The organism is Pseudomonas sp. FG36, assembly GCF_057809275.1.
Genome location: NZ_JBMDJQ010000008.1, coordinates 98,622 through 118,064, shown reverse-complemented (window position 1 = coordinate 118,064; position 19,443 = coordinate 98,622). Strand labels below are relative to the sequence as shown.

The following is a 19,443-nucleotide window of genomic DNA, read 5'->3' as shown; positions in this document are numbered from 1 at the left end:
GATTGTCTCTACTCTGTGCGCGGGGCCAGGGCAGAAGTTCCCAAGCTTAACGGCATGGGCAAATAGATGGAACGATTGCTGCAGACAGGCTTCAAATACTGGCTAAATGCCCTGCCGGTTCCGCAAAAGCTGGTTAGACTCGCTGTATTCGCGGTCGGTCTGGCGCAGGGCAACTCTTACACGACGTAGACGCCGGTCTGTTCAATGGACTTATTTCGCTCGGGCACTTTCACATGATTCAAGCAGCCTCGATGGACCAACGCAGTTTTCGCAAACTGCTGAGCCGCAACGTCGGCCTGCCCCTGGGAGTGGGGCTACTGGGCGCCGTGGCCTTTGTCGCGGTGATCTACTACCTGCTTTCGGCCATGCAGTGGGTCGAGCACACCGATCGGGTGATCGGCAATGCCAACGAGACGATCAAGCTGTCGATCGACATGGAAACCGGCATGCGCGGCTATCTGCTGACCGGCGAAGAGCGTTTCCTCGACCCCTACGAGGTGGCCAAGCCGCGTATCTTCGGCAGCCTGGACAGCCTGCGGGGAATGGTGGCCGACAACCCTCAGCAAGTCGACCGCATCGACCGCATCGCGGCCTTGCAGCGCGAGTGGAATACCTTCGGCAATGAAGTCATCAGCCAGCGGCGCAGCCAGCAGGGTGATGTGGTGTCGTCGATTGGCCGTGGCCGCGGCAAGCGCCTGACCGACGAGATCCGCAAGGAGTTCGACACCTTCATCAACACCGAGCAGCAATTGCGCACGGCGCGTAACGAGACGGTCAGCACGGTCACCACGACCGCGATCTCGGCGTTCGTGTTGTTCATCGTTGCCCTGAGCGCGTTGCTCGCCTACCTGGGACGGCGCGACCTGTTGGCCTTGTCCTCGAGCTATGTCGAGAACCTCGAAGCCCAGCAAAGTGCCGCCGAGCGCCTGGAGCAACAGGCCTGGTTGCGCGCCGGGCAGACCCAGTTGGCCGAGCAGGTGCTCGGCCAACTGACGCTGCCAATGCTCGGCGACAATATCCTGCGCTTTTTCGCCGGTTACCTGGGTAGCGTGGTCGGTGCGCTGTATGTACGCGATGAGCATGGCCAACTGGTGCGAGTCGCCGCCTATGGTCTGGATGCCGAACAGCAGGCTAGCGAACCGCGCGTGGGCGATCATGCCGGCCTGCTGGGCGAGGCGGTGGCCCAGGGGCGGCTGTTGCGTCTGGACGAGCTGCCGGAGGACTACTATCGCCTGAGCTCGGGCCTGGGCCGTGGCCTGCCGCGCAGCGGCGTGCTGGTTCCGGCGCAGGACGATGGGCGGGTCAACGGCGTGCTGGAACTGGGCTTCCTGCGCCCGCTGCAGGAACGTGACGTGGAACTGCTGCAGCGAGTCGCCGAAAACCTGGGCATCTCCATCGAAAGCGCCCGCTACCGTCAGCGTCTGCAGGAAGTGCTGGCCGAGACTCAGCAGCTCAACGAAGAACTGCAGGTGCAGCAGGAGGAGCTCAAGACCGCCAACGAAGAGCTCGAGGAACAGTCGCGGGTGCTCAAGGAGTCCCAGGCCCACCTGGAGACCCAGCAGGCGGAGCTGGAGCAGACCAATGAGCAACTGGCCGAGCGTACCGAGGCGCTGGACCGCAAGAACAGCGAGCTGAACCAGGCCCAGGTCGAGTTGCAGGCCCGCGCCGATGACCTGCAGCGCTCGAGCAAGTACAAGTCCGAGTTCCTTGCCAACATGTCCCATGAGCTGCGCACGCCGCTCAACAGCTCGCTGATCCTGGCCAAGCTGCTGGCCGAGAACGCCGAAGGCAATCTCAGCGAGGAACAGGTGAAATTTGCCGAGTCGATCTACTCGGCCGGCAACGACTTGCTCAACCTGATCAACGATATTCTCGATATCGCCAAGGTCGAGGCCGGCAAGCTGGAAGTGCGCGCCGAAAGCACACCGTTGGAGCGTCTGGTCGAAGGCCTGCAGGGCATGTTCCAGCCATTGGCGCAGGACAAGGGCCTGTCCTTCGCCGTGCAGCTGGAGCAGCCGTTGCCGGCGGCCCTGTTCACCGACCGTCAGCGCCTGGAGCAGATTCTCAAGAACCTGCTGTCCAACGCCATCAAGTTCACCGAGCGTGGCCAGGTCAGCCTGCGCATCAGCCACCAGACGGGCTTGGGCATCGTCTTCGCGGTGCGCGACACCGGCATCGGCATTGCCGCCGACCAGCAGCAGGCGATCTTCGGTGCCTTCCACCAGGTCGATGGCACCAGCAACCGCCGCTATGGCGGCACCGGTCTGGGGCTGTCCATCTCCCGTGACCTGGCCCACCTGCTTGGCGGGCAGATCAATGTCGACAGCAGCCCGGGGCAGGGCAGCGTGTTCAGCCTGATCCTGCCCGAGCACTTCGAGCCATCGGCGCAGCAGGTCGAGGTGCACAGCCTGCGCCCGGCGGTCGACGAACTGCCGCCGGCGCCACCAGTGCCTGCGCCCGTTCGCAGCGAGCGCCCGACCCCGGCCTTCGCCGATGACCGCGAGCGGGCGCCGTTCGGCAACCGCTGCATCCTAGTGATCGAAGACGAGCCGAATTTCGCCCGCATTCTCTTCGACCTGGCCCACGAACTGGGTTACAGCTGCCTGGTCGCCCATGCCGCCGACGAGGGCTTCGAACTGGCCGCCCAGTACCTGCCCGACGCCATCCTGCTGGACATGCGCCTGCCTGACCATTCCGGGCTCACCGTGCTGCAGCGCCTGAAGGAGCAGGCCGGCACACGGCACATTCCGGTGCATATCATTTCGGTGGAGGACCGGGTCGAGGCGGCCATGCACATGGGCGCGGTGGGCTACGCGGTCAAGCCCACCAGCCGCGAGGAACTCAAGGCAGTGTTCGGTCGCCTGGAGGCCAAGCTCACGCAGAAGCTCAAGCACATCCTGCTGGTGGAGGACGACGACCTGCAGCGCGAGAGCATCGCCCGCCTGATCGGCGACGACGATATCGAGATCACCGCCGTGGCCATGGCCCAGGATGCCCTGGCGCTGCTGCGCGAGAACATCTACGACTGCATGATCATCGATCTCAAACTGCCCGACATGCTCGGCAACGAGCTGCTCAAGCGCATGACCGCCGAGGACATCCGCAGCTTCCCGCCGGTGATCGTCTACACCGGGCGCAACCTCACCCGCGAGGAGGAGGCCGACCTGCTCAAGTACTCGCGCTCGATCATCATCAAGGGGGCGCGCTCGCCCGAGCGCCTGCTCGACGAGGTGACGCTGTTCCTGCACAAGGTCGAGTCGCAGCTGTCCAACGAACGCCAGCGCATGCTCAAGACCGCCCGCAGCCGCGACAAGGTGTTCGAGGGGCGCAAGATCCTGCTGGTGGACGATGACGTGCGCAATATCTTCGCCCTGACCAGCGCCCTGGAGCACAAGGGCGCCATCGTCGAGATCGGCCGCAACGGGCGTGAGGCCATAGAATGCCTGGAGGCCAACGACGACATCGACCTGGTGCTGATGGACGTGATGATGCCGGAAATGGACGGCTACGAGGCGACCCGGCTGATTCGCCAGCAACCGCGCTGGCGCAAGCTGCCGATCATCGCCGTGACCGCCAAGGCGATGAAAGACGACCAGCAGCGTTGCCTGCAGGCCGGGGCCAACGACTACCTGGCCAAACCGATCGAACTGGACCGCCTGTTCTCGCTGATCCGGGTCTGGCTGCCGCAATTGGAGCGAATCTGAAATCTTGACCAGTGAACGCAATACCGATATCGAGATCCGGCTGCTGATCGAGGCGATCTACCTCAAGTACAGCTACGATTTTCGCGATTACTCCGGCGCCTCGATCAAGCGCCGGATCCTCCACGCCGTGCGCCAGTTCGACTGCCGTACTGTATCGGCGCTGCAGGAACGGGTGCTGCACGACCCGGGCATGTTTCTCGAGCTGCTGCAGTACCTGACGATCCCGGTCAGCGAGATGTTCCGCGACCCCGGGCACTTCCTGGCACTGCGCAACGAAGTGGTGCCGCTGCTGCGCACCTGGCCGTCGCTGAAGATCTGGATCGCCGGCTGCAGCACCGGCGAGGAGGTGTATTCCATGGCCATCCTGCTGCGCGAGGAAGGCCTGCTCGAACGCACCATCCTCTATGCCACCGACATCAACCCGCACTCGCTGGAGCGGGCCAAGCAGGGCATCTACTCGATGCAGAGCATGCGCGAGTACGAAGAGAACTACCGCAAGGCCGGTGGCCGGCGGGACTTTTCCGACTACTACACCAGCGCCTACGGCAACGCCATCATGGACGCCAGCCTGCGCGACAACGTGACCTTCGCCGATCACAGCCTGGCCACCGACAGCGTGTTCTCCGAGACGCAACTGGTGTCGTGCCGCAATGTGCTGATCTACTTCAACAAGGGCCTGCAGGACCGTGCCCTGGGGCTGTTCCACGAGTCGCTGTGCCACCGCGGTTTCCTGGTGCTGGGCAGCAAGGAGTCGGTGGACTTCTCGGCCTACGGCGAGCGTTTCGAGCCGCTGGTGCGGCCCGAACGGATCTACCGCAAGACATGAACAGCGTACGCGCGATTGTCATTGGCGCCTCGGCGGGTGGCGTGTCGGCACTGTTCAGCGTGCTCGGCGCGCTGCCCGACGATTTCGCCATTCCGGTGCTGTGCGTGCTGCACCTGCCCGATGATCGCCACAGCCAGCTGGCCGAGGTGCTGCAGCGCCGCCTGCGCCGCCCGGTTCGGGAGGCCCTCGACAAGGCGCGGATAGAACCCGGGATGATCTATGTGGCGGGGCCGGGCTATCACCTGTCGGTGGAGGGTGATTTCACCCTGTCGCTGAGCCAGGAGGAGCCGGTGCATTTCTCGCGACCGGCAATCGATTTTCTCTTCGAGTCGGCCGCCGACGTCTATGGCCCGGAGCTGCTCGGCGTATTGCTCACTGGGGCCAATGAAGACGGTGCCCGCGGGCTTTTGCGGATCAGACAAAGCGGTGGCCGGACGATCGTCCAGGACCCTCGCGAAGCACAGGTCGCGTTGATGCCGGAGGCCGCCCTGGCCCTGCACGACCCGGACCATATTCTTTCCCTGAGTGGTATCGGGCAGTTGCTCGCTACCCTGGAACCCAGCGCATGCTAAGCCACATCACCGCGAAACTGCTGATCGTCGACGACCTGCCGGAAAACCTGCTGGCCCTGGACGCCTTGATCCAGGGCGATGACCGCGAGGTGTACCAGGCCCAGTCGGCCGACGAGGCGTTGTCGCTCCTGCTCGAGCACGAGTTCGCCCTGGCCATCCTCGATGTGCAGATGCCGGGCATGAACGGCTTCGAGTTGGCCGAGCTGATGCGCGGCATGGAGAAGACCCGCAACATCCCCATCGTCTTCGTCAGCGCCGCCGGGCGCGAGATGAACTATGCCTTCAAGGGGTACGAGAGCGGGGCGGTGGATTTTCTGCACAAACCCCTGGAAACCTTGGCGGTGAAGAGCAAAGTGTCGGTGTTCGTCGACCTGTTCCGCCAGCGCAAGGCCCTGGACCGCCAGTTGCAGGCCCTGGAGCAGGGCCGCCAGGAGCAGGAACTGCTGCTCAACCAGTTGCAGCTGGCCCGTGGCGAGCTGGAGCGGGCGGTACGCATGCGCGACGACTTCATGTCGATCGTTTCCCATGAGGTGCGTACGCCACTCAACGGACTGATCCTGGAAACCCAGTTGCGCCGCATGCACCTGTCCCGCGGCAACCTCGCGGCGTTCAGCGAGGACAAGCTCAAGGCCATGGTCGAGCGCGACGAGCGCCAGATCAACAGCCTGATCCGCCTGGTCGAGGACATGCTCGATGTCTCGCGGATTCGCACCGGCAAGCTGTCGATCCGGCCGCGCACCTTCGACCTTGGCCAGCTGGTGCGGGGCCTGGTGGAGAACTTTACCGCCCAGGCCAGCGCGGTGGACACCGTCATCGAGCTGCAGCGTTGCGACGCCTTGCAGGGCGAGTGGGATGAATTCCGGATTGAACAGGTGGTGGCCAACCTGTTGTCCAATGCCTTGCGCTACGGCAATCGCAAGCCTGTGCAGGTGCGGGTGTTCGAGGAGGACGCCATGGCCTGCGTGCAGGTGCAGGACCAGGGTATCGGCATCGATGCGCAGAACCAGCAGCGGATCTTCCAGCAGTTCGAGCGCGTTGCCGCGCAGCAGGCCAGTGGCGGCCTGGGCCTGGGGCTGTACATTTCCGAGCAGATCATCCTGGCCCACGGCGGGCGGATACAGGTCCACAGCCAGGTTGGAGCAGGGTCGACGTTCACCGTCCAGTTGCCGCTGTCGGTGTTGCCGCACGCCTGTGACCAGACCCGGGCAACCTCTGCGTAAAGCTGCGGTCTGATAGCCAACTTATTGAATTCGAAGGCGTTGTCATGAGTGAAGATGCACAAGACGTGGTACTGGTGGTCGAGGACGAACCGGCGATCCGCATGATCCTGCGTGATTACCTGGCAGGCGAGGGCTACCACGTGCTGGTGGCCGAGAATGGCGAGCAGGCGTTCGCGATCCTGGCCAGCAAACCGCACCTGGACCTGATGGTCACCGATTTCCGCCTGCCGGGCGGGATTTCCGGAGTGGAGATTGCCGAGCCTGCAGTGAAACTGCGGCCTGACCTGAAGGTGATCTTCATCAGCGGCTATCCGGCGGAGATTCTCGAGTCGGGCAGCCCGATCGCGCGCAAGGCACCGATCCTGGCCAAGCCGTTCGACCTGGATACCCTCCACGAGCAGATCCAGGCGTTGCTGCGCTAGCTGCGAGCACGCGGACGGTTAACGTGGGAGCGGGCTTGCCCCGCGATGGCGCGCATGCACCGGCGAGGCCGGTGATCGCGGGGCAAGCCCACTCCCACGCAGCCCCTGTGGAGCCTGCGACGAGGCTTACCCGATCTGCGTACGCAGCAATGCCATGGCCCGGTCGACCTGTTGTTCATCGTTGAGCAGGCTCGGCGCAAAGCGGATCACCGGCCCTGCGTCGCGGTCAACGGCATCGACCATGACCTTGTTGGCATTCAGGTAGGCGGCCACGGCATCGGGATCGCGATCCTTGATGCGGAAGAAGGTGAAGCCTGAGGAGAACTCGCGGCTTACCGGCGTCACCAGCTCCACGGCGCGGTGTTCAGCCAGGCGCGCCTTGAGGTAGTCGTTGAGCTGGTGGATACGCGCCTGGACATCGGCCTTGCCCAGCTCCAGGTGCAGCTTGAAGGCCTCGCCCAGCGCCCAGCGGTGCTCGAAGGCGTGGTACCCGCCCGGAGTCATGATGGTGCCGAAGTCCTCGTTGCGTGAAAAGGTGGCGAAGGTCGGTGTCAGGTGCTGCATCTGCTCGGACGCCGAGCAGATGATCCCGGTGCCGCGTGGGCCAAACATCCACTTGTGGGTGCCGGCGATGAAGTAGTCGCAGTTGAAGTCGGCGAAGCGGGCGTTTTCCACGCCGAAGCCATGCACGCCATCGACCACGTAGACAATCCGTTCGGCCTCGTCGCGGTTGCGGTTGTGCTGGCGCACCAGCTCGCCGATGGCGCCCACCGGCAGCTTGACGCCGCTGCCCGAGTGCACCCAGGTCATGCCCAGTACACGGGTTTCAGGGCGAATGCTGCGGTCGATCACGCTCAGCACCCGGTCGGTGGACACGTCGCCCGGTTTGTCGAACAGGCGCAGCTTGCGCACCTGGGTGCCATGCTGGCGCTGACGGAAGGCCAGGCAGTTGTGGGTCGAGTAGTGCTCGTGCTCGGTGGTCAGGATCTCCTGGTGCGACGCCACGTGCAGGCCGCCGTAGATCATGCCCAGGCCTTCGGTGGTGCTGCCGGTGAGGGCGACCTGACGGGGGCGCACGTCCAGATAGCGGCCAGCCCACTCGCGGACCTCATCCTCGCGCTGCCATTCGTACTGGCTCTCCCAGTCCATGCATACCGCAGGGTTGTGGTCGAGGGTGGCACGGTGGCGGTCGATCGCATCCTGTACCGGCCGTGGGTGGGCGGTGATCAGGAAGTTGGCGAAGTGCGCGACATCCGGCGCCAGGGGGAACAGCTGGCGCAACTGACGCCATTTGTCCGGGCCCTGCAATGATGCCGGGGTGGAGGTGGCGGCCAGGGCGCTTGGCAGCAACGGCAGGCTGGCCGCCAGGGCGGCGGCCTGCTTGAGGAAGGCGCGCCGATCAGTCATGGCGGGTTTCCTGGGCGGTATTGGCGAGCTGGGCCACGGGGTTGGCGGCTTTCTGCACCTGCCCCCAGACGCGCAGGAAGTTGCCTGCCCAGAGCTTGGCAATATCGGTTTCGGAATAGCCGCGGGTCAGCAGTTCGGCGGTCACGTTGCGGATCTCGCCGACGTTCATGAAACCGGTGACGCCGCCACCATCGTTGAAGTCGGAGCTGATGCCGACATGATCGATGCCCATCTTCTTCACGGCGTAGTCGATGGCGTCGACATACTCCTTGAGGCCGGCGCGGGGCTCTTCGTCGACGATGGCGTACAGGCTGCCGGCGTATTCGCCGAAGCGCGCCTCTGGCCAGATGGCGATGATCGGGTCGCCCGGCATCAGTGCGTTGGTCAGGCCTTGCAACGGTTGCAGGTCGAAGCGTGCGCGCAGGGCTTCGAGTTTCTCCAGGGTCGGCTTGCTCAGGGGCTTGAGGTAAGTGGTGAAGGCCACCACCTGAAGCACGCCGCCGCTGTCCTTGATCAGTTGCATCTCTTTGTCGGACAGGTTGCGCGGAATGTCCACCAGTGCCCGTGGCGCCGAATGCGAGGCCACGAACGGCGCGCGGCTCAGGCGGGCGACGTCTTCCAGGGCCAGGGTGGACATCTGCGAGACATCGATGATCACGCCCAGGTCGTTGAGCCGCTTGACCGCCTGCTCGCCCAGGGGCGACAGGCCGCCGAAGGCGTCGGGGGTGTCGTTGAAGAATGGCAGTGGCCGCGAGGAATCGGCCCAGGAGTTGTTGCCGGTGTAGCTGAAGCCGAACATGCGCATGCCGCGCTTGGTCCACAAGTCGAGCTGCGACAGGTCGTTGCCCAGTGGGTAGGCGTTGAGCATGCTGATGAAAATGGCGAATTTGCCTTCGCCGTTCAGGCGCCGGAAGTCGTCCGGTGTATAGGCGATGCCGACCTGGTTGGGGAAGTCGCGCACGATACCGCTGATGATCTTGTAGCGCACTTCCTGCTGGTTGCGGGCCTCGTCGATGAAACCAGGGGTAGGGCGGTGCGGCGCGTTCGGGCCGTTCCACAGCTCCGGCCAGCCGAAGATGGTCAGCGCCGCGCCGGACAGCCGGCCCTTGGCCGCCTTGGCCAGGTCGAACTGGCCACGGCCGTCCTTGTCTGCTTCGTAACCGCTGCTGCCGTAGCCCAACGGCACGGTGACATGGCTGTCGAAGGAGAGCATGTGCTCATGCAGGTCGTTGGCCTGCTGCACGATCGCACGGGGGTAGCCGCCGTCCTGTTTCCAGAAGTAATAGCCGGCGGCTCCACCCAGGGCGGCCACCAGGGCCAGGGGCAGGCCGATGTACAAGGCTTTGCGGGAACGGGTCTTGGTCATTGCCATCTCGTTGCGGGGCTGATCGGGTCGGCCTGCCGGCTGGGCAGGGCCTGGGTATCAGGTGGACGAACGAATGGTCGGCAAATTTACCCGTGCAGGCGAGGCTGAATGCCGGACACACAACGCATACGGCAAGGGCTGACCTGACCCGCGAGGGTGTCGGCACGGCGCAGGCCCGTTTACATCGATTGATGACTCAAGAACGGGGAGGGCTGGCCGATAACTGCCATGTAAGAATCCACCTCAAGGAAGGTAAGAAATGGTTGGAATAACCGCAGCCAATCTCAACATCCCAAGCGTTGCCGGCGCCACGCCTGCGAACGTATCGGCCAACTCGAATGCCTCGCCCGGCACGCCCTCGGTCGACGAGCGGGGCGGCCTGGTATTCAAGGGTGACGCGTTCAAGAGCGACACCAAGGCCGCACAGATCGAAAGCAGTATTGAAGGTGACGAGGAGCCGAGCATCAAGGAGCAGCGCGAGCAGATCAAGCGCCTGCAGAAACAGTTGGCCGAAGAGCAGAAACAACTGGCCCAGTTGATGGAGCAAGCCAAGGGCGATCCGTCCAAGATGGCGGCGGTCACAGCCAAGCAGGCCAGTATCGCCACTCTTACCGGCCTGATCCTGGCCGCTACCGCGCAACTGCTCGCAGCGTTGCAGCAGGCCGGTGGCAGCAGTGCCGGCGGCTCGGTGAATACCCGCGCCTGAGGCCTGCCGGTCAATGCAACATGGGGCTGCGCTGCAGCCCCATGGTCAGGCCATCAGTCCACCGCCACGCGGGCGCGGTTCTGCCGCTCGCTCTTGTATTGCATGGCCACCGCCGGTGCCGGCTTCGCCGCGCCGGTTTCCAGCCATTGGCGCATGCGGCTGGCGTCGGCGAAGTGGGTGTACTTGCCGAAGGCATCGAGGATCACCATGGCCACCGGACGGTTGTCCATCTTCGTCAGCAGCACCAGGCAATGCCCCGCCTCGTTGGTGAAGCCGGTCTTGGTCAGCTTGATGTCCCAGTTGCTCTTGTTGACCAGGTGGTCGGTGTTACGGAAACCCAGGGTGTAATTGGGCTTGCGGAACGCCACGGTCTTTTCGCGGGTGACCGACAGCTCGCTGAGCATCGGGTACTTGCGCGAGGCCATCAGCAGCTTGGCCAGGTCCTGGGCGGTGGAGACGTTCAAGGTCGACAGGCCGGTCGGCTCCACGTAGCGCGTATGGCTCATGCCCAGGCTGCGGGCCTTGGCGTTCATCGCCTTGATGAACGCGCCATAGCCACCGGGGTAGTGGTTGGCCAGGGAGTTGGCCGCACGGTTTTCCGACGACATCAGGGTGATCAGCAACGTCTCGCGACGGTTCAGCTCGCTGCCCAGCCGCACCCGGGAATACACGCCTTTCATTTCCGGGTTGTTGGCGATGGTCATGGTGAGCATCTCGTCCATGGGCAGCTTGGCGTCGAGCACGACCATCGCGGTCATCAATTTGGTGACCGAGGCGATGGGGCGCACGCGATCGGCGTGGCTGGAATACAGCTCCTTGTTGGTGTTGAGGTCGATCAACAGGGCGCTGCCGGACGCCAGGTGCAGTTTGCTCGGGTCACGCTGGACCTGGGCCGGGGGTTGTGCAGCAGCGGTCGACGGTAGGGTCGCGGTTCCTGTGAGCAACAGCAGCAGGCTGAGGATGGACAGGGAAGTTTTCACGTTGAGGCTCACTAAATGTTGGTATGTCGTTGGCTGTGCAAGGGTTTCCCCCCAAAAAACCGTTGCATTCTGGAGTATGGCCGAACGGCTGTCGAATGCCTTATATCCAAAGGGCGTAACGTGAACGAAATTTAATCCTGTACCCATTCCGTACCAATTACTGCCGATTTCAGCTTGGTTAGCTCGGCCCCCTCATTCGTTGAATTCAGTCGCGGCGCCGTCCAGAAGTGCGATGTTTATATGATCGAGGACGGCGGCGAGGGGCAAATGGCTGATAATAAGAACGTTACCGGTCTGGAGACTATTGGGGGCGAGGGATTTTCCCCGGCTCCGGCAAATTCATCGGATCCGAAAATCGCCCCATATCTGGGGCGTCCATCTCTGCCTGCGTACAGCCGACTCGCCTGGCGCGTTCTTCGAGCGCCCATATTTCTCCACCCCATTGCGCGGGGCGTCCTTGCAACTTGAAAATAAACTTCAGAGCAGCTTTGGTGTTCGTCGTGCCTGCGCAGTCCCAAACACGCTGCGCCTCAGATGTTGGCATTGGCTCATTTAGCGTGAATTCAGCGCCTTCCGAGAGATGCGTGGGGGTACCGTTGCAGCCTGTCAAGGCAAGCAGCAAGAAAATGGCGGTATGTTGTCGCATATATTTTCCAGTAACGTGGATGTTGGACGCGAGGTGCGCATTTCAAACCAGCAGCTCCCGCGCCTGAAAGAAGTAAATTTGCTCCGGCGCGTTTTGCGCCTCTCTCCATGTGGTCAACCGGACGACCTGCCATGACACTCACGATCGATTTCACCGACCAGGCCACCAGCCTGCATCACGATGCGATTCTCAAACCCTTGCGCGCATTCAACGATGGCGTAATCGGCTCGCCCGGCGCGGCTACTGTCGCCTGGACGCTGCGCGACCCCGACAGCGATGAGATCGTCGGTGGCCTCTACGCCAGGCTCGGCGGGGGCTGGATGTTCGTCGAGCTGCTGGTGGTGCCCGAGCGGATGCGCGGGCAGGGCAGCGGGCGCGAGCTGATGGCCAGGGCCGAGGCGCTGGCGAGGCAGAAGGGCTGTGGCGGGATCTGGCTCGACACCTTCAGCTTCCAGGCGCCGGACTTTTACCGCAAGTTGGGGTTCGAAGTCTTTGGCGAGATTGCCGATTTCCCGCCTGGGCATACCCGCTATTTTCTGCACAAGCGCTTGGCGTAGTGTGGTGTTTCACAAATAACGACCATAACTCGCGGAGATTCAGCCAACCCGCAACCAGATCGCCGAGGCGTCGTCGCTCATCTTGAAGCGCGGATAGCGCAGGCATGCCGCATCGTCGTGCTCGATGCCACGCAACGTGCGCGCCAGGTCATCGAGGCCGTGAGCCAGCAGGCGCTCGATGAAACCGGCCGGGTCGTAGGCCCGGTAGGTGTCGAACAACGCCGCGAAACCATCGCTCATCAACAGGATATCGTCGCCTCGGGCCACTGGCGCGCGGCTGTAGAGCGTTCCTTCCCTGGACAGCTGGGCGTCGATGCCGAGCACGGCCCGGGGCCGTTCACGGGCTACCCGTCGATCAGCCAGCACAGCTGGGGTGCGCACGCCGTGGGCGCCGGTGCCGGGGCCGAGTGCCGTAGCTTCTGCGCGCTCGGCCTCGCGGTCGGGCTCAGGGGTGAGGAAGTGAATGCCGCGCACGCTGCGGTGCAGCACCACGCAATCGGCCAGGTGCGCGCAGACCAGCTCTTCGCCTTCCAGCGCCACGGCGGCAAAGGCGGCACGTGGCAACTCCCAGGTGGCCACGGGCTCGCGCTGACGGTCTTGCAGATAGGCTTGGGCGATCGAGTCGAAGACGGACTCGCAGACCTTGCGCAGCGGCCCCGAGGCCATGGCGAAGGCACGCTGGGCCGTGGCCGAGAGCCAGGCCGCGCCGCCGCGCTCACCGAGTAGGCCGGGGGCGCCGAGGTCGGTGGCGCCGTCGATCACCCAGGCATGGCGGTCGGCACTGCCGACGCGATCGTCATTGGGCACATCGGTCTTGCCGGCCAGGCTCAGGGACTGGATCAGGTCGAAATGCATGTAGAACTCCGGGGCGATGGGGTGCGACAACCTTGAACGCTGGACCTGCAAGCGTCAAATATCACGGCGTGGCTGGGCGGTCCCAGCAGTCGCTGTCCAGGGCGCAGACGCCGTACTGCCGGTCCATCAGCGCCATGCGCCGCAGGTGGGCGTCGATGATGTCGCGGGTCACTTCGCTGTCGATGATGTAGCGGCTGTAGCGGTCGATCAGGCGGAGCTTCCACGCCTCGCGGGTGGCGGCGTCCAGCGTGTCGGGCGCGTAGGCCAGGCGTTGCAGGGTGAAATCGTCGACGCGCTTGAGCTGATCGGTGAAGGTGGCGATGTAAAGGGCGCGTTGCGCTTCCTTGTGGCGGCTGGTGTCGGCCTCGAAGGCATCGAGGTTGCGTTGCCATTGCGCCCAGTAGGCGTCCGGCAGTTGAAGATCGCGCTCCTGGCGCAGTTTGGCGACGATCTGCGCATTGCTCTGGCGCGGTGCTGGCTGGCGGTTCTGGCTGGCCAGCGGGTCCGCTGCCAGCGCCTGGGTGATCCAGGTAGTGCGCGCCTCGCTGTCCGGCAGAACCGGGCCCAGTGGCGGGGCGTTGTCGGTGGTGGAGCGGGGCAGGCCGTTGCAGCCGGAGAGTGACAGGAACAGTGACAGGACCAGCAGCGCTGGTAGGTTGTGACGCGACATGAATCTTCCTTGAGTAACTGCACAATCATGCATCCGGAGCGGATGCATGAGAGGTATCGGCGCTTGCGCGGCTGACTTGAGCGCAAGCGCCGAGGTGCTTGGCCATTTCCGCGGTCGGCGCCCAGCCCAGGCCGGCATAGACCGGGCGGCCCACCTCGGTCGCATGCAGGACGGCAAAGCCCAGGCCGCGCCGGGTGAACTCGGCCTCGGCCAGGCGCATCAGTTTCGAAGCCAGTCCCCGGCGGCGATGGGAAGGCTCCACGTAGACATTGAGCACATAGCCGCGCTGGTCGTGACAAGGATGCGCCGGGTGCGGCGGCCAGTCGATCGACATCAGGCCGATGGCCGCCACCGGCTGCTCGTCATCCAGCAGCACGAAACCGTAGTAACGGCCATCGGCCAGGCGCGGTTGCAGCCAGGGCCGGAAGTGTTCGGTCATGGTTTGCAGGCTCAAAGGGTCGCCACCGGCCTCCAGGAACATGGCCTCGCGATGGGCGCAGACCATGGCCTGGTCGCCCGGCAGCAAGCGGCGCAGGACCAGCCCGGGAAAGTCGCTGGTGGTTGGCAGTTCGTTCATGGCAGCTCCGTTGGTTACAGGCTTCGATCCTAGGCGTGGCGGACAATTGCCGTTAGACACAGATGGCGAGCAAACCCGGCATACAGCGTCTTGCCGCTGCTGGCGTTTACGGCGATGATCCGCGGCAACGCGAACACCCGACGAAGAGGCCCGCATGCCTGTTGCCCCGCTTTTGCGTTGCACCAACCTCGAAGCTACTCGCCGTCACTATCGCGACGTGCTGCAGTTCACGGTCACCGACACCGCGCAGTCGACCCTCACCGTGCAGTTGCACGACTGCAGCCTGCTTTTCACCGAGCAGGACCTGTGGCGGCAAGCGCCAGGTTGCGCCGGCACCTTCTACCTGGCGATGGAGGACGTCGAGGGTTACTACGCCAAGGTCCGTGAGCACGCGGACATCGCCTGGCCATTGCAGGACACGGCCTATGGCTCGCGTGAATTCGGCGTTCGCGATTGTAACGGCTACTACCTGGCGTTCAGCCAGCGCCACGGTGACGCCGAGCAAGCCGCGCGGGTCGCCTCTTGAACCTGCGTGGCGGCGCTGTCCTGCTCCTGCTGCTCGCCGGGCCGGCGTGGGCCATGGACGGCAAGGGCAACTCCACCGATCACTTCACCGTTGGCTCCAGCCTGGGCACGGCCGCAGTGAGCGGCTCCACCAGCCACCCGCAGCGCAGCTACCAGGCCGCCCGCGACGATGCGCTGCTGTTCATCGCCAGCGATGGGCGTCTGCGCGGCGCACGCCTGGAGCAGGCGCTGGACGAATATCGACAATTGCACCACGCCAGCGCGCTGAGCGACCTTGAGCTGGCCCGGGCCTTCGCCTGCCAGGGGAGCTGACTGGCCAGCCGTTGATCGCGCTTGCCCGGGGTGGGTGGACCCTGGGGCTAGACTCGTGGGCAGTGAGACCCGCCCAGGAGAGCGCCCATGACCGCCAAGAACACTGTTTGCCTGTGGTACGACAACGACGCCGAGGACGCGGCAAACTTCTATGCCAGCACCTTTCCCGACAGCCGAGTGACCGCGGTGCACAAGGCGCCCGCCGACTACCCCTCGGGCAAGGCGGGCGACGTGATCACCGTCGAGTTCACCGTGATGGGCGTGCCCTGCATTGGCCTGAACGGCGGCAAGGCGTTCAGCCACAGCGAGGCGTTCTCGTTCCAGGTGGCGACCGACAGCCAGGAAGAGACCGACCGCTACTGGAACGCCATCGTCGGCAATGGTGGCAGTGAAAGTGTCTGTGGCTGGTGCAAGGACAAATGGGGCCTGTCCTGGCAGATCAGTCCACGGATACTCACCGAGGCCGTTGCCAGCGCCGATCGCGCCGTGGCGAAGCGGGCGTTCGAGGCGATGCTGCAGATGGGCAGGATCGATATCGCCGCCATCGAGAAAGCCATCAAGGGCTGAACCCTTCAGTGCACACGCTTGCGTTCGCTGACGCATGCCCTCGCTTGCTCGGCCAGCGTATCCAGCCGTACGTCGCGCAGCCGTTCGGCCTCGACCATCGCCGCTTCGCCCTGCTGCTTGAGCAGGTAGGCATGGATCTGCCGCACCTCGACGGTCTGGTAGATCGGCGCGATGTCCAGCCGCCCGATCAGTGCGTCGCTGGCCTTGCCGGTACTGCTCATCAATACCTGCGGCCCGGCGCTGGCGACTACCTGCAGGCCCATGTTCTCGAACCACGGCACCTGCTGGGCGAAGGCGCTCAGCTCGACACAGGCATAGCGGCCACGCACGGCATCCAGCAGGCCACGGGCGATGCCTTGGCGGCGGTGGCTGGCGTCCACGGCGAGGTAGGCGAGGGCGCAGGCTTGCGGGTTGTCCTGGGCTGGCAATACCAGGGCAAAGCCGAGCAACCGGTCCGGCGCGTCGGCATCCAGGGCGAGGGTCAGTTCGACCCGCAGGCCGCGGGTGCCGTCCAGGGCCATCAGGTACTGGTGCACCTCCAGGCCGACACCGTACTGGTACAGTGGGTACAGCGGGTTGTCCGGGCTGATGGCGACGCTGCTGAGCTGACCGACGTGGTCGATCACCAGCTGGCGGATCTGGTTCTGGAAGGATTCGGGCGGCACGCCGTCAAGGCGGCGGAGGATGAACATCGCGGGTGGAGCTCCGGCAAGGTGTGAAACACCCGCCCCGGGCGAGGCGGGTGTCCATTCTACCCGCAGATGCTAGCGCAGCCCAGCCAGCATCAGATCGAGGTTCTGCACGGCGGCGCCCGACGCGCCCTTGCCCAGGTTGTCGAACACCGCGGTCAGCAGCACCTGGCCATGCTCGGGGTTGGCGTACAGGGCCAGGCGCAGGTCATTGCTATCGTTCAGCGCCTGCGGGTCGAGCGCCGCAGCCGCGCCGTGCTGGTGCAGGGGCATGACCTGCACATGCCGGGCACCCTGGTAGTGCTGTTCCAGGCAGGCCTGCAGCTGTTCGGCGCTTACCCCGGGCAGCAGGCGCAGCTGCAGGGGGATGCTCAGCACGATGCCCTGGCGATAGTCGCCATAGCCCGGGACGAACACCGGCCTTGCGCTGAGCCCGGCGTGTCGCTGGATCTCCGGTACATGCTTGTGGGCCAGTTCCAGGCCGTACAGCTGCAGCGTCGGCAGGTAATCATCGCTGCGCTGCTCATGGCGCTCGACCGCGGCACGGCCACCGCCGGAGTAGCCGGATATGGCATGGATGCTCAGCGGGTAGTCGGCGGGCAGCAGGCCGGCCTTGACCAGCGGATGCAGCAAGGCGATGGCGCCGGTAGGGTAGCAGCCGGGGTTGCTGACCCGGGTGGCCGTGGCGATGCGCTCGGACTGCTCGGCGTTCAGCTCCGGCAGGCCGTAGACCCAGCCCGGCGCGGTACGGTGCGCTGAGCTTGCGTCGATCACCCGCACCGCCGGGTTGCGCAGGGTGGCCACGGCCTCGCGGGCGGCTTCGTCGGGCAGGCAGAGCAGGGCGATGTCGGCGCTGTTGATAGCCTCGCTGCGGCGGGCCGGGTCCTTGCGCTCGGCCTCGGGCAGGGTTAGCAGGCGCAGGTCATCGCGGCCTTGCAGGCGGGCGTGGATCTGCAGGCCGGTGGTGCCTTGGTCGCCATCGATGAAGACGAGGGGTTGGTGCATGTCGATTGTCCGGTGACGAGAGTGATGGCTAATCCTCGCTGCTCACTGGACGAAAGAAAATTTGAATATCATGATGGCCACGTTCAGTAATCCTGAATTGATAGCCGCTCTTGCGAGACCTCATGCGAGAAATCAGCCTCGACCGCCTACGCACCCTGGTGGTGATCGCCGACTGCGCGTCCTTCGCGCAGGCCGCCCGCCAGCTCAACCTGGCGCCCCCGACCATCAGCCTGCATGTGGCCGAACTGGAGGCGCGCATCGGTGCCCCATTGCTCACCCGCACGCGCGGCCAGGTTCGCCCCACGACCATCGGCGCGACGCTGCTGGCGCGCGCCCGGCGCCTGCTGGCCGATGCCGACCAGGCGCTGGACGAGGTGCGCCGCCAGGTCGAGGGCCTGACCGGCCGGGTGCGCCTCGGTGCTTCGACCGGCGCCATCGCCCACCTGTTGCCCCAGGCCCTGGAAACCCTGCGGGTGGATCATCCGGGGATCGACGTGCAGGTGCAGGTGCTCACCTCCCAGGCCTCCCTGGCGCGTCTGCGCGAAGGTACCCTGGACATCGGCCTGGTGGCGCTGCCGCAGGTGGCGGGCAAGGGCTTGAGGATCACGCCGTGGCGGCGCGATCCGATCATGGCCTATGTGCCCGCCGACTGGCAGCCTCCGGCGCGGGTCACCCCGGCCTGGCTGGCCGGCAGGGCGCTGATCCTCAACGACAGCACCACCCAGTTGTCGCGGGTGACTTCGGAGTGGTTTGCTGCCGCAGGGTTGTACCCCGAACCGCGGATCGAGCTGAACTACAACGATGCGATCAAGAGCCTGGTGGCCGCCGGGTATGGCGCCACCTTGCTACCGCAGGAAGGTGAGGTGCGCCAGCCGCAGGCGCGTATCGCCCAACGGCCATTGCGACCTGGCTTGTGGCGCCAGCTGGGTATTGCCTGCCGTGAAGGTGAGGTGGAGCGGGCGACCGGGCATGTGCTGGAGGCCTTGGGGCGGTTGCGCCAGTGACAGGCTCAAGGGTCCTGCGGATCGTGCCCCAGCGATTGCAGAAACAATGAGAACAGCTCCGGTTGCGACGAGATGTCCAGCTTGGCGTACAAGTGCCGGCGGTGCACCTTGATGGTCTCCGGTGAAATGGCCAGCCGCTCGGCCATGGCCTTCGATGAATAACCGCGCAGGATAAGCCGGGCGATCTCCAGCTCGCGCTCCGACAGCACCTTGGCGCCGAACAGGCTCATGGCGTCGCGCACCTGGTGGGCCATGCCCGCCACTGGCGCCGGGCGCAAGCTGTGCTGCTGCCAGTGCTGGGCCATCAGCGCGACCACCCACGGACAGACCAGCGCCAGCAGGCCGTGGCTGGCGCTGTCGAACCGTGCGCGCCGGCCCAGCGACAGGGACAGGGCGCCGCTGTCGCCGAGCTGGACGATGAACTGCACCTCGTCCTCCAGGACATGGTCGTGAAAGTACTTGAGGTAGTACTCGCTCTGGCGGAACTGGTCCGGCGCCACTTCTTCCAGGCGATGCAGGCCATCGCCGATGCGCTCCTGGCAGGCCTGGTAGAACGGGTCGAGCTGATACAGGCCACTCAGGTACAGGGCCATGGCCTCGGGGTTGCCTTCACCCCGTGCGTCGAAAATTTCCAGTGCCCGGGGCAGCCCGGTACGGGGGTAGAACATCGCCAGGGCATTGTCGAACGCCAGCCATTGCTGCAGCAGCAGGATCAACTGGCGCCAGAAGCGCGGCTGGCCGATCTGCTCGACGGTGCGGGCAAGGCCGGCGTGGGCGCTGGCTTCGCTGAATAGATGGTGCATGGGGCCCGCCGCGGCTGGTGGTAGGCCCGC

At 64.9% G+C, this 19,443-nt stretch carries 20 protein-coding genes; 11 read left to right on the top strand and 9 right to left on the bottom strand.

The window, feature by feature from the left end; genetic code table 11:
- Positions 1–233 precede the first annotated feature (233 nt).
- From ACODS9_RS09050 to ACODS9_RS09030, 5 genes are read left to right on the top strand one after another with little or no spacing between them, the layout of a single operon-like run.
- Entirely contained in the window at positions 234–3,704 is a 3,471-nt protein-coding gene (locus ACODS9_RS09050) for a response regulator (RefSeq protein ID WP_489093750.1), read from the top strand.
- A 4-nt stretch (positions 3,705–3,708) separates the two neighbouring features.
- The gene (locus tag ACODS9_RS09045; protein ID WP_489093749.1) at positions 3,709–4,530 is read left to right on the top strand and encodes a CheR family methyltransferase; all 822 of its coding nucleotides are present in this window, start codon (positions 3,709–3,711) and stop codon (positions 4,528–4,530) included.
- A complete protein-coding gene (locus ACODS9_RS09040) occupies positions 4,527–5,102 on the top strand; it encodes a chemotaxis protein CheB (protein ID WP_489093748.1) in 576 nt (191 codons plus the stop codon). The genes ACODS9_RS09045 and ACODS9_RS09040 overlap by 4 nt, the downstream gene beginning before the upstream one ends.
- Positions 5,096–6,322 (top strand): hybrid sensor histidine kinase/response regulator, encoded by a 1,227-nt coding sequence (locus tag ACODS9_RS09035; protein ID WP_046855253.1) that lies wholly within the window; start codon positions 5,096–5,098, stop codon positions 6,320–6,322. The genes ACODS9_RS09040 and ACODS9_RS09035 overlap by 7 nt, the downstream gene beginning before the upstream one ends.
- 44 nt (positions 6,323–6,366) lie before the next feature.
- A complete protein-coding gene (locus ACODS9_RS09030; RefSeq protein ID WP_463221590.1) occupies positions 6,367–6,744 on the top strand; it encodes a response regulator in 378 nt (125 codons plus the stop codon).
- Positions 6,745–6,870: 126 nt separating this feature from the next.
- Here the strand turns inward: ACODS9_RS09030 and pvdN are convergent, their stop codons facing one another.
- Positions 6,871–8,151: a pyoverdine-tailoring periplasmic protein PvdN gene (gene pvdN / locus ACODS9_RS09025; protein WP_489093747.1), complete on the bottom strand. Its 1,281-nt coding sequence runs from the start codon at positions 8,149–8,151 to the stop codon at positions 6,871–6,873.
- Positions 8,144–9,517 (bottom strand): pyoverdine-tailoring dipeptidase-like protein PvdM, encoded by a 1,374-nt coding sequence (gene pvdM, locus ACODS9_RS09020; RefSeq protein WP_489093746.1) that lies wholly within the window; start codon positions 9,515–9,517, stop codon positions 8,144–8,146. Before pvdM ends, pvdN begins: the two co-directional genes overlap by 8 nt.
- A gap of 259 nt (positions 9,518–9,776) precedes the next feature.
- On the opposite strand from pvdM, the gene ACODS9_RS09015 reads away from it, so the two are divergent.
- Positions 9,777–10,223: a mediator of RNA polymerase II transcription subunit 21 gene (locus ACODS9_RS09015; RefSeq protein ID WP_489093745.1), complete on the top strand. Its 447-nt coding sequence runs from the start codon at positions 9,777–9,779 to the stop codon at positions 10,221–10,223.
- A gap of 53 nt (positions 10,224–10,276) precedes the next feature.
- Here the strand turns inward: ACODS9_RS09015 and pbpG are convergent, their stop codons facing one another.
- Positions 10,277–11,203 (bottom strand): D-alanyl-D-alanine endopeptidase, encoded by a 927-nt coding sequence (pbpG, locus tag ACODS9_RS09010; protein WP_110699745.1) that lies wholly within the window; start codon positions 11,201–11,203, stop codon positions 10,277–10,279.
- Between the two features lie 777 nt (positions 11,204–11,980).
- Between pbpG and ACODS9_RS09005 the strand changes: the two genes are divergently transcribed.
- A complete protein-coding gene (locus ACODS9_RS09005) occupies positions 11,981–12,406 on the top strand; it encodes a GNAT family N-acetyltransferase (protein WP_401110325.1) in 426 nt (141 codons plus the stop codon).
- A gap of 39 nt (positions 12,407–12,445) precedes the next feature.
- Here ACODS9_RS09005 and ACODS9_RS09000 read toward each other — a convergent pair whose 3' ends face one another.
- The 3 genes from ACODS9_RS09000 to ACODS9_RS08990 all read right to left on the bottom strand — a co-directional run bounded on the left by ACODS9_RS09000 (position 12,446) and on the right by ACODS9_RS08990 (position 14,508).
- Positions 12,446–13,261, bottom strand: coding sequence for a protein phosphatase 2C domain-containing protein (locus tag ACODS9_RS09000; protein WP_489093744.1), 816 nt, complete (start codon positions 13,259–13,261; stop codon positions 12,446–12,448).
- 61 nt (positions 13,262–13,322) lie between these two features.
- On the bottom strand, positions 13,323–13,931 hold the full coding sequence (locus ACODS9_RS08995; protein WP_489093743.1) for a hypothetical protein: 609 nt from the start codon (positions 13,929–13,931) through the stop codon (positions 13,323–13,325).
- A gap of 25 nt (positions 13,932–13,956) precedes the next feature.
- Positions 13,957–14,508 carry a GNAT family N-acetyltransferase gene (locus ACODS9_RS08990; RefSeq protein WP_401110332.1) on the bottom strand — a complete coding sequence of 184 codons (552 nt, stop codon included), beginning with the start codon at positions 14,506–14,508 and terminating at the stop codon, positions 13,957–13,959.
- Positions 14,509–14,662: 154 nt separating this feature from the next.
- On the opposite strand from ACODS9_RS08990, the gene ACODS9_RS08985 reads away from it, so the two are divergent.
- From ACODS9_RS08985 to ACODS9_RS08975, 3 genes are all read left to right on the top strand, one after another.
- The gene (locus ACODS9_RS08985) at positions 14,663–15,034 is read left to right on the top strand and encodes a VOC family protein (RefSeq protein WP_489093742.1); all 372 of its coding nucleotides are present in this window, start codon (positions 14,663–14,665) and stop codon (positions 15,032–15,034) included.
- Positions 15,031–15,345 carry a DUF2388 domain-containing protein gene (locus ACODS9_RS08980; protein WP_489093741.1) on the top strand — a complete coding sequence of 105 codons (315 nt, stop codon included), beginning with the start codon at positions 15,031–15,033 and terminating at the stop codon, positions 15,343–15,345. Before ACODS9_RS08985 ends, ACODS9_RS08980 begins: the two co-directional genes overlap by 4 nt.
- Positions 15,346–15,432: 87 nt before the next feature.
- Positions 15,433–15,912: a VOC family protein gene (locus ACODS9_RS08975; RefSeq protein WP_489093740.1), complete on the top strand. Its 480-nt coding sequence runs from the start codon at positions 15,433–15,435 to the stop codon at positions 15,910–15,912.
- 5 nt (positions 15,913–15,917) lie between these two features.
- On the opposite strand, the gene ACODS9_RS08970 is transcribed toward ACODS9_RS08975, so the two are convergent.
- A complete protein-coding gene (locus tag ACODS9_RS08970; RefSeq protein WP_489093739.1) occupies positions 15,918–16,604 on the bottom strand; it encodes a GNAT family N-acetyltransferase in 687 nt (228 codons plus the stop codon).
- A 72-nt stretch (positions 16,605–16,676) separates the two neighbouring features.
- Entirely contained in the window at positions 16,677–17,606 is a 930-nt protein-coding gene (gene argC, locus ACODS9_RS08965) for an N-acetyl-gamma-glutamyl-phosphate reductase (RefSeq protein WP_489093738.1), read from the bottom strand.
- A gap of 122 nt (positions 17,607–17,728) precedes the next feature.
- On the opposite strand from argC, the gene ACODS9_RS08960 reads away from it, so the two are divergent.
- On the top strand, positions 17,729–18,610 hold the full coding sequence (locus tag ACODS9_RS08960) for a LysR family transcriptional regulator (RefSeq protein WP_489093737.1): 882 nt from the start codon (positions 17,729–17,731) through the stop codon (positions 18,608–18,610).
- A gap of 5 nt (positions 18,611–18,615) precedes the next feature.
- Here the strand turns inward: ACODS9_RS08960 and ACODS9_RS08955 are convergent, their stop codons facing one another.
- A complete protein-coding gene (locus ACODS9_RS08955; protein ID WP_489093736.1) occupies positions 18,616–19,413 on the bottom strand; it encodes a helix-turn-helix transcriptional regulator in 798 nt (265 codons plus the stop codon).
- Positions 19,414–19,443 lie beyond the last annotated feature (30 nt).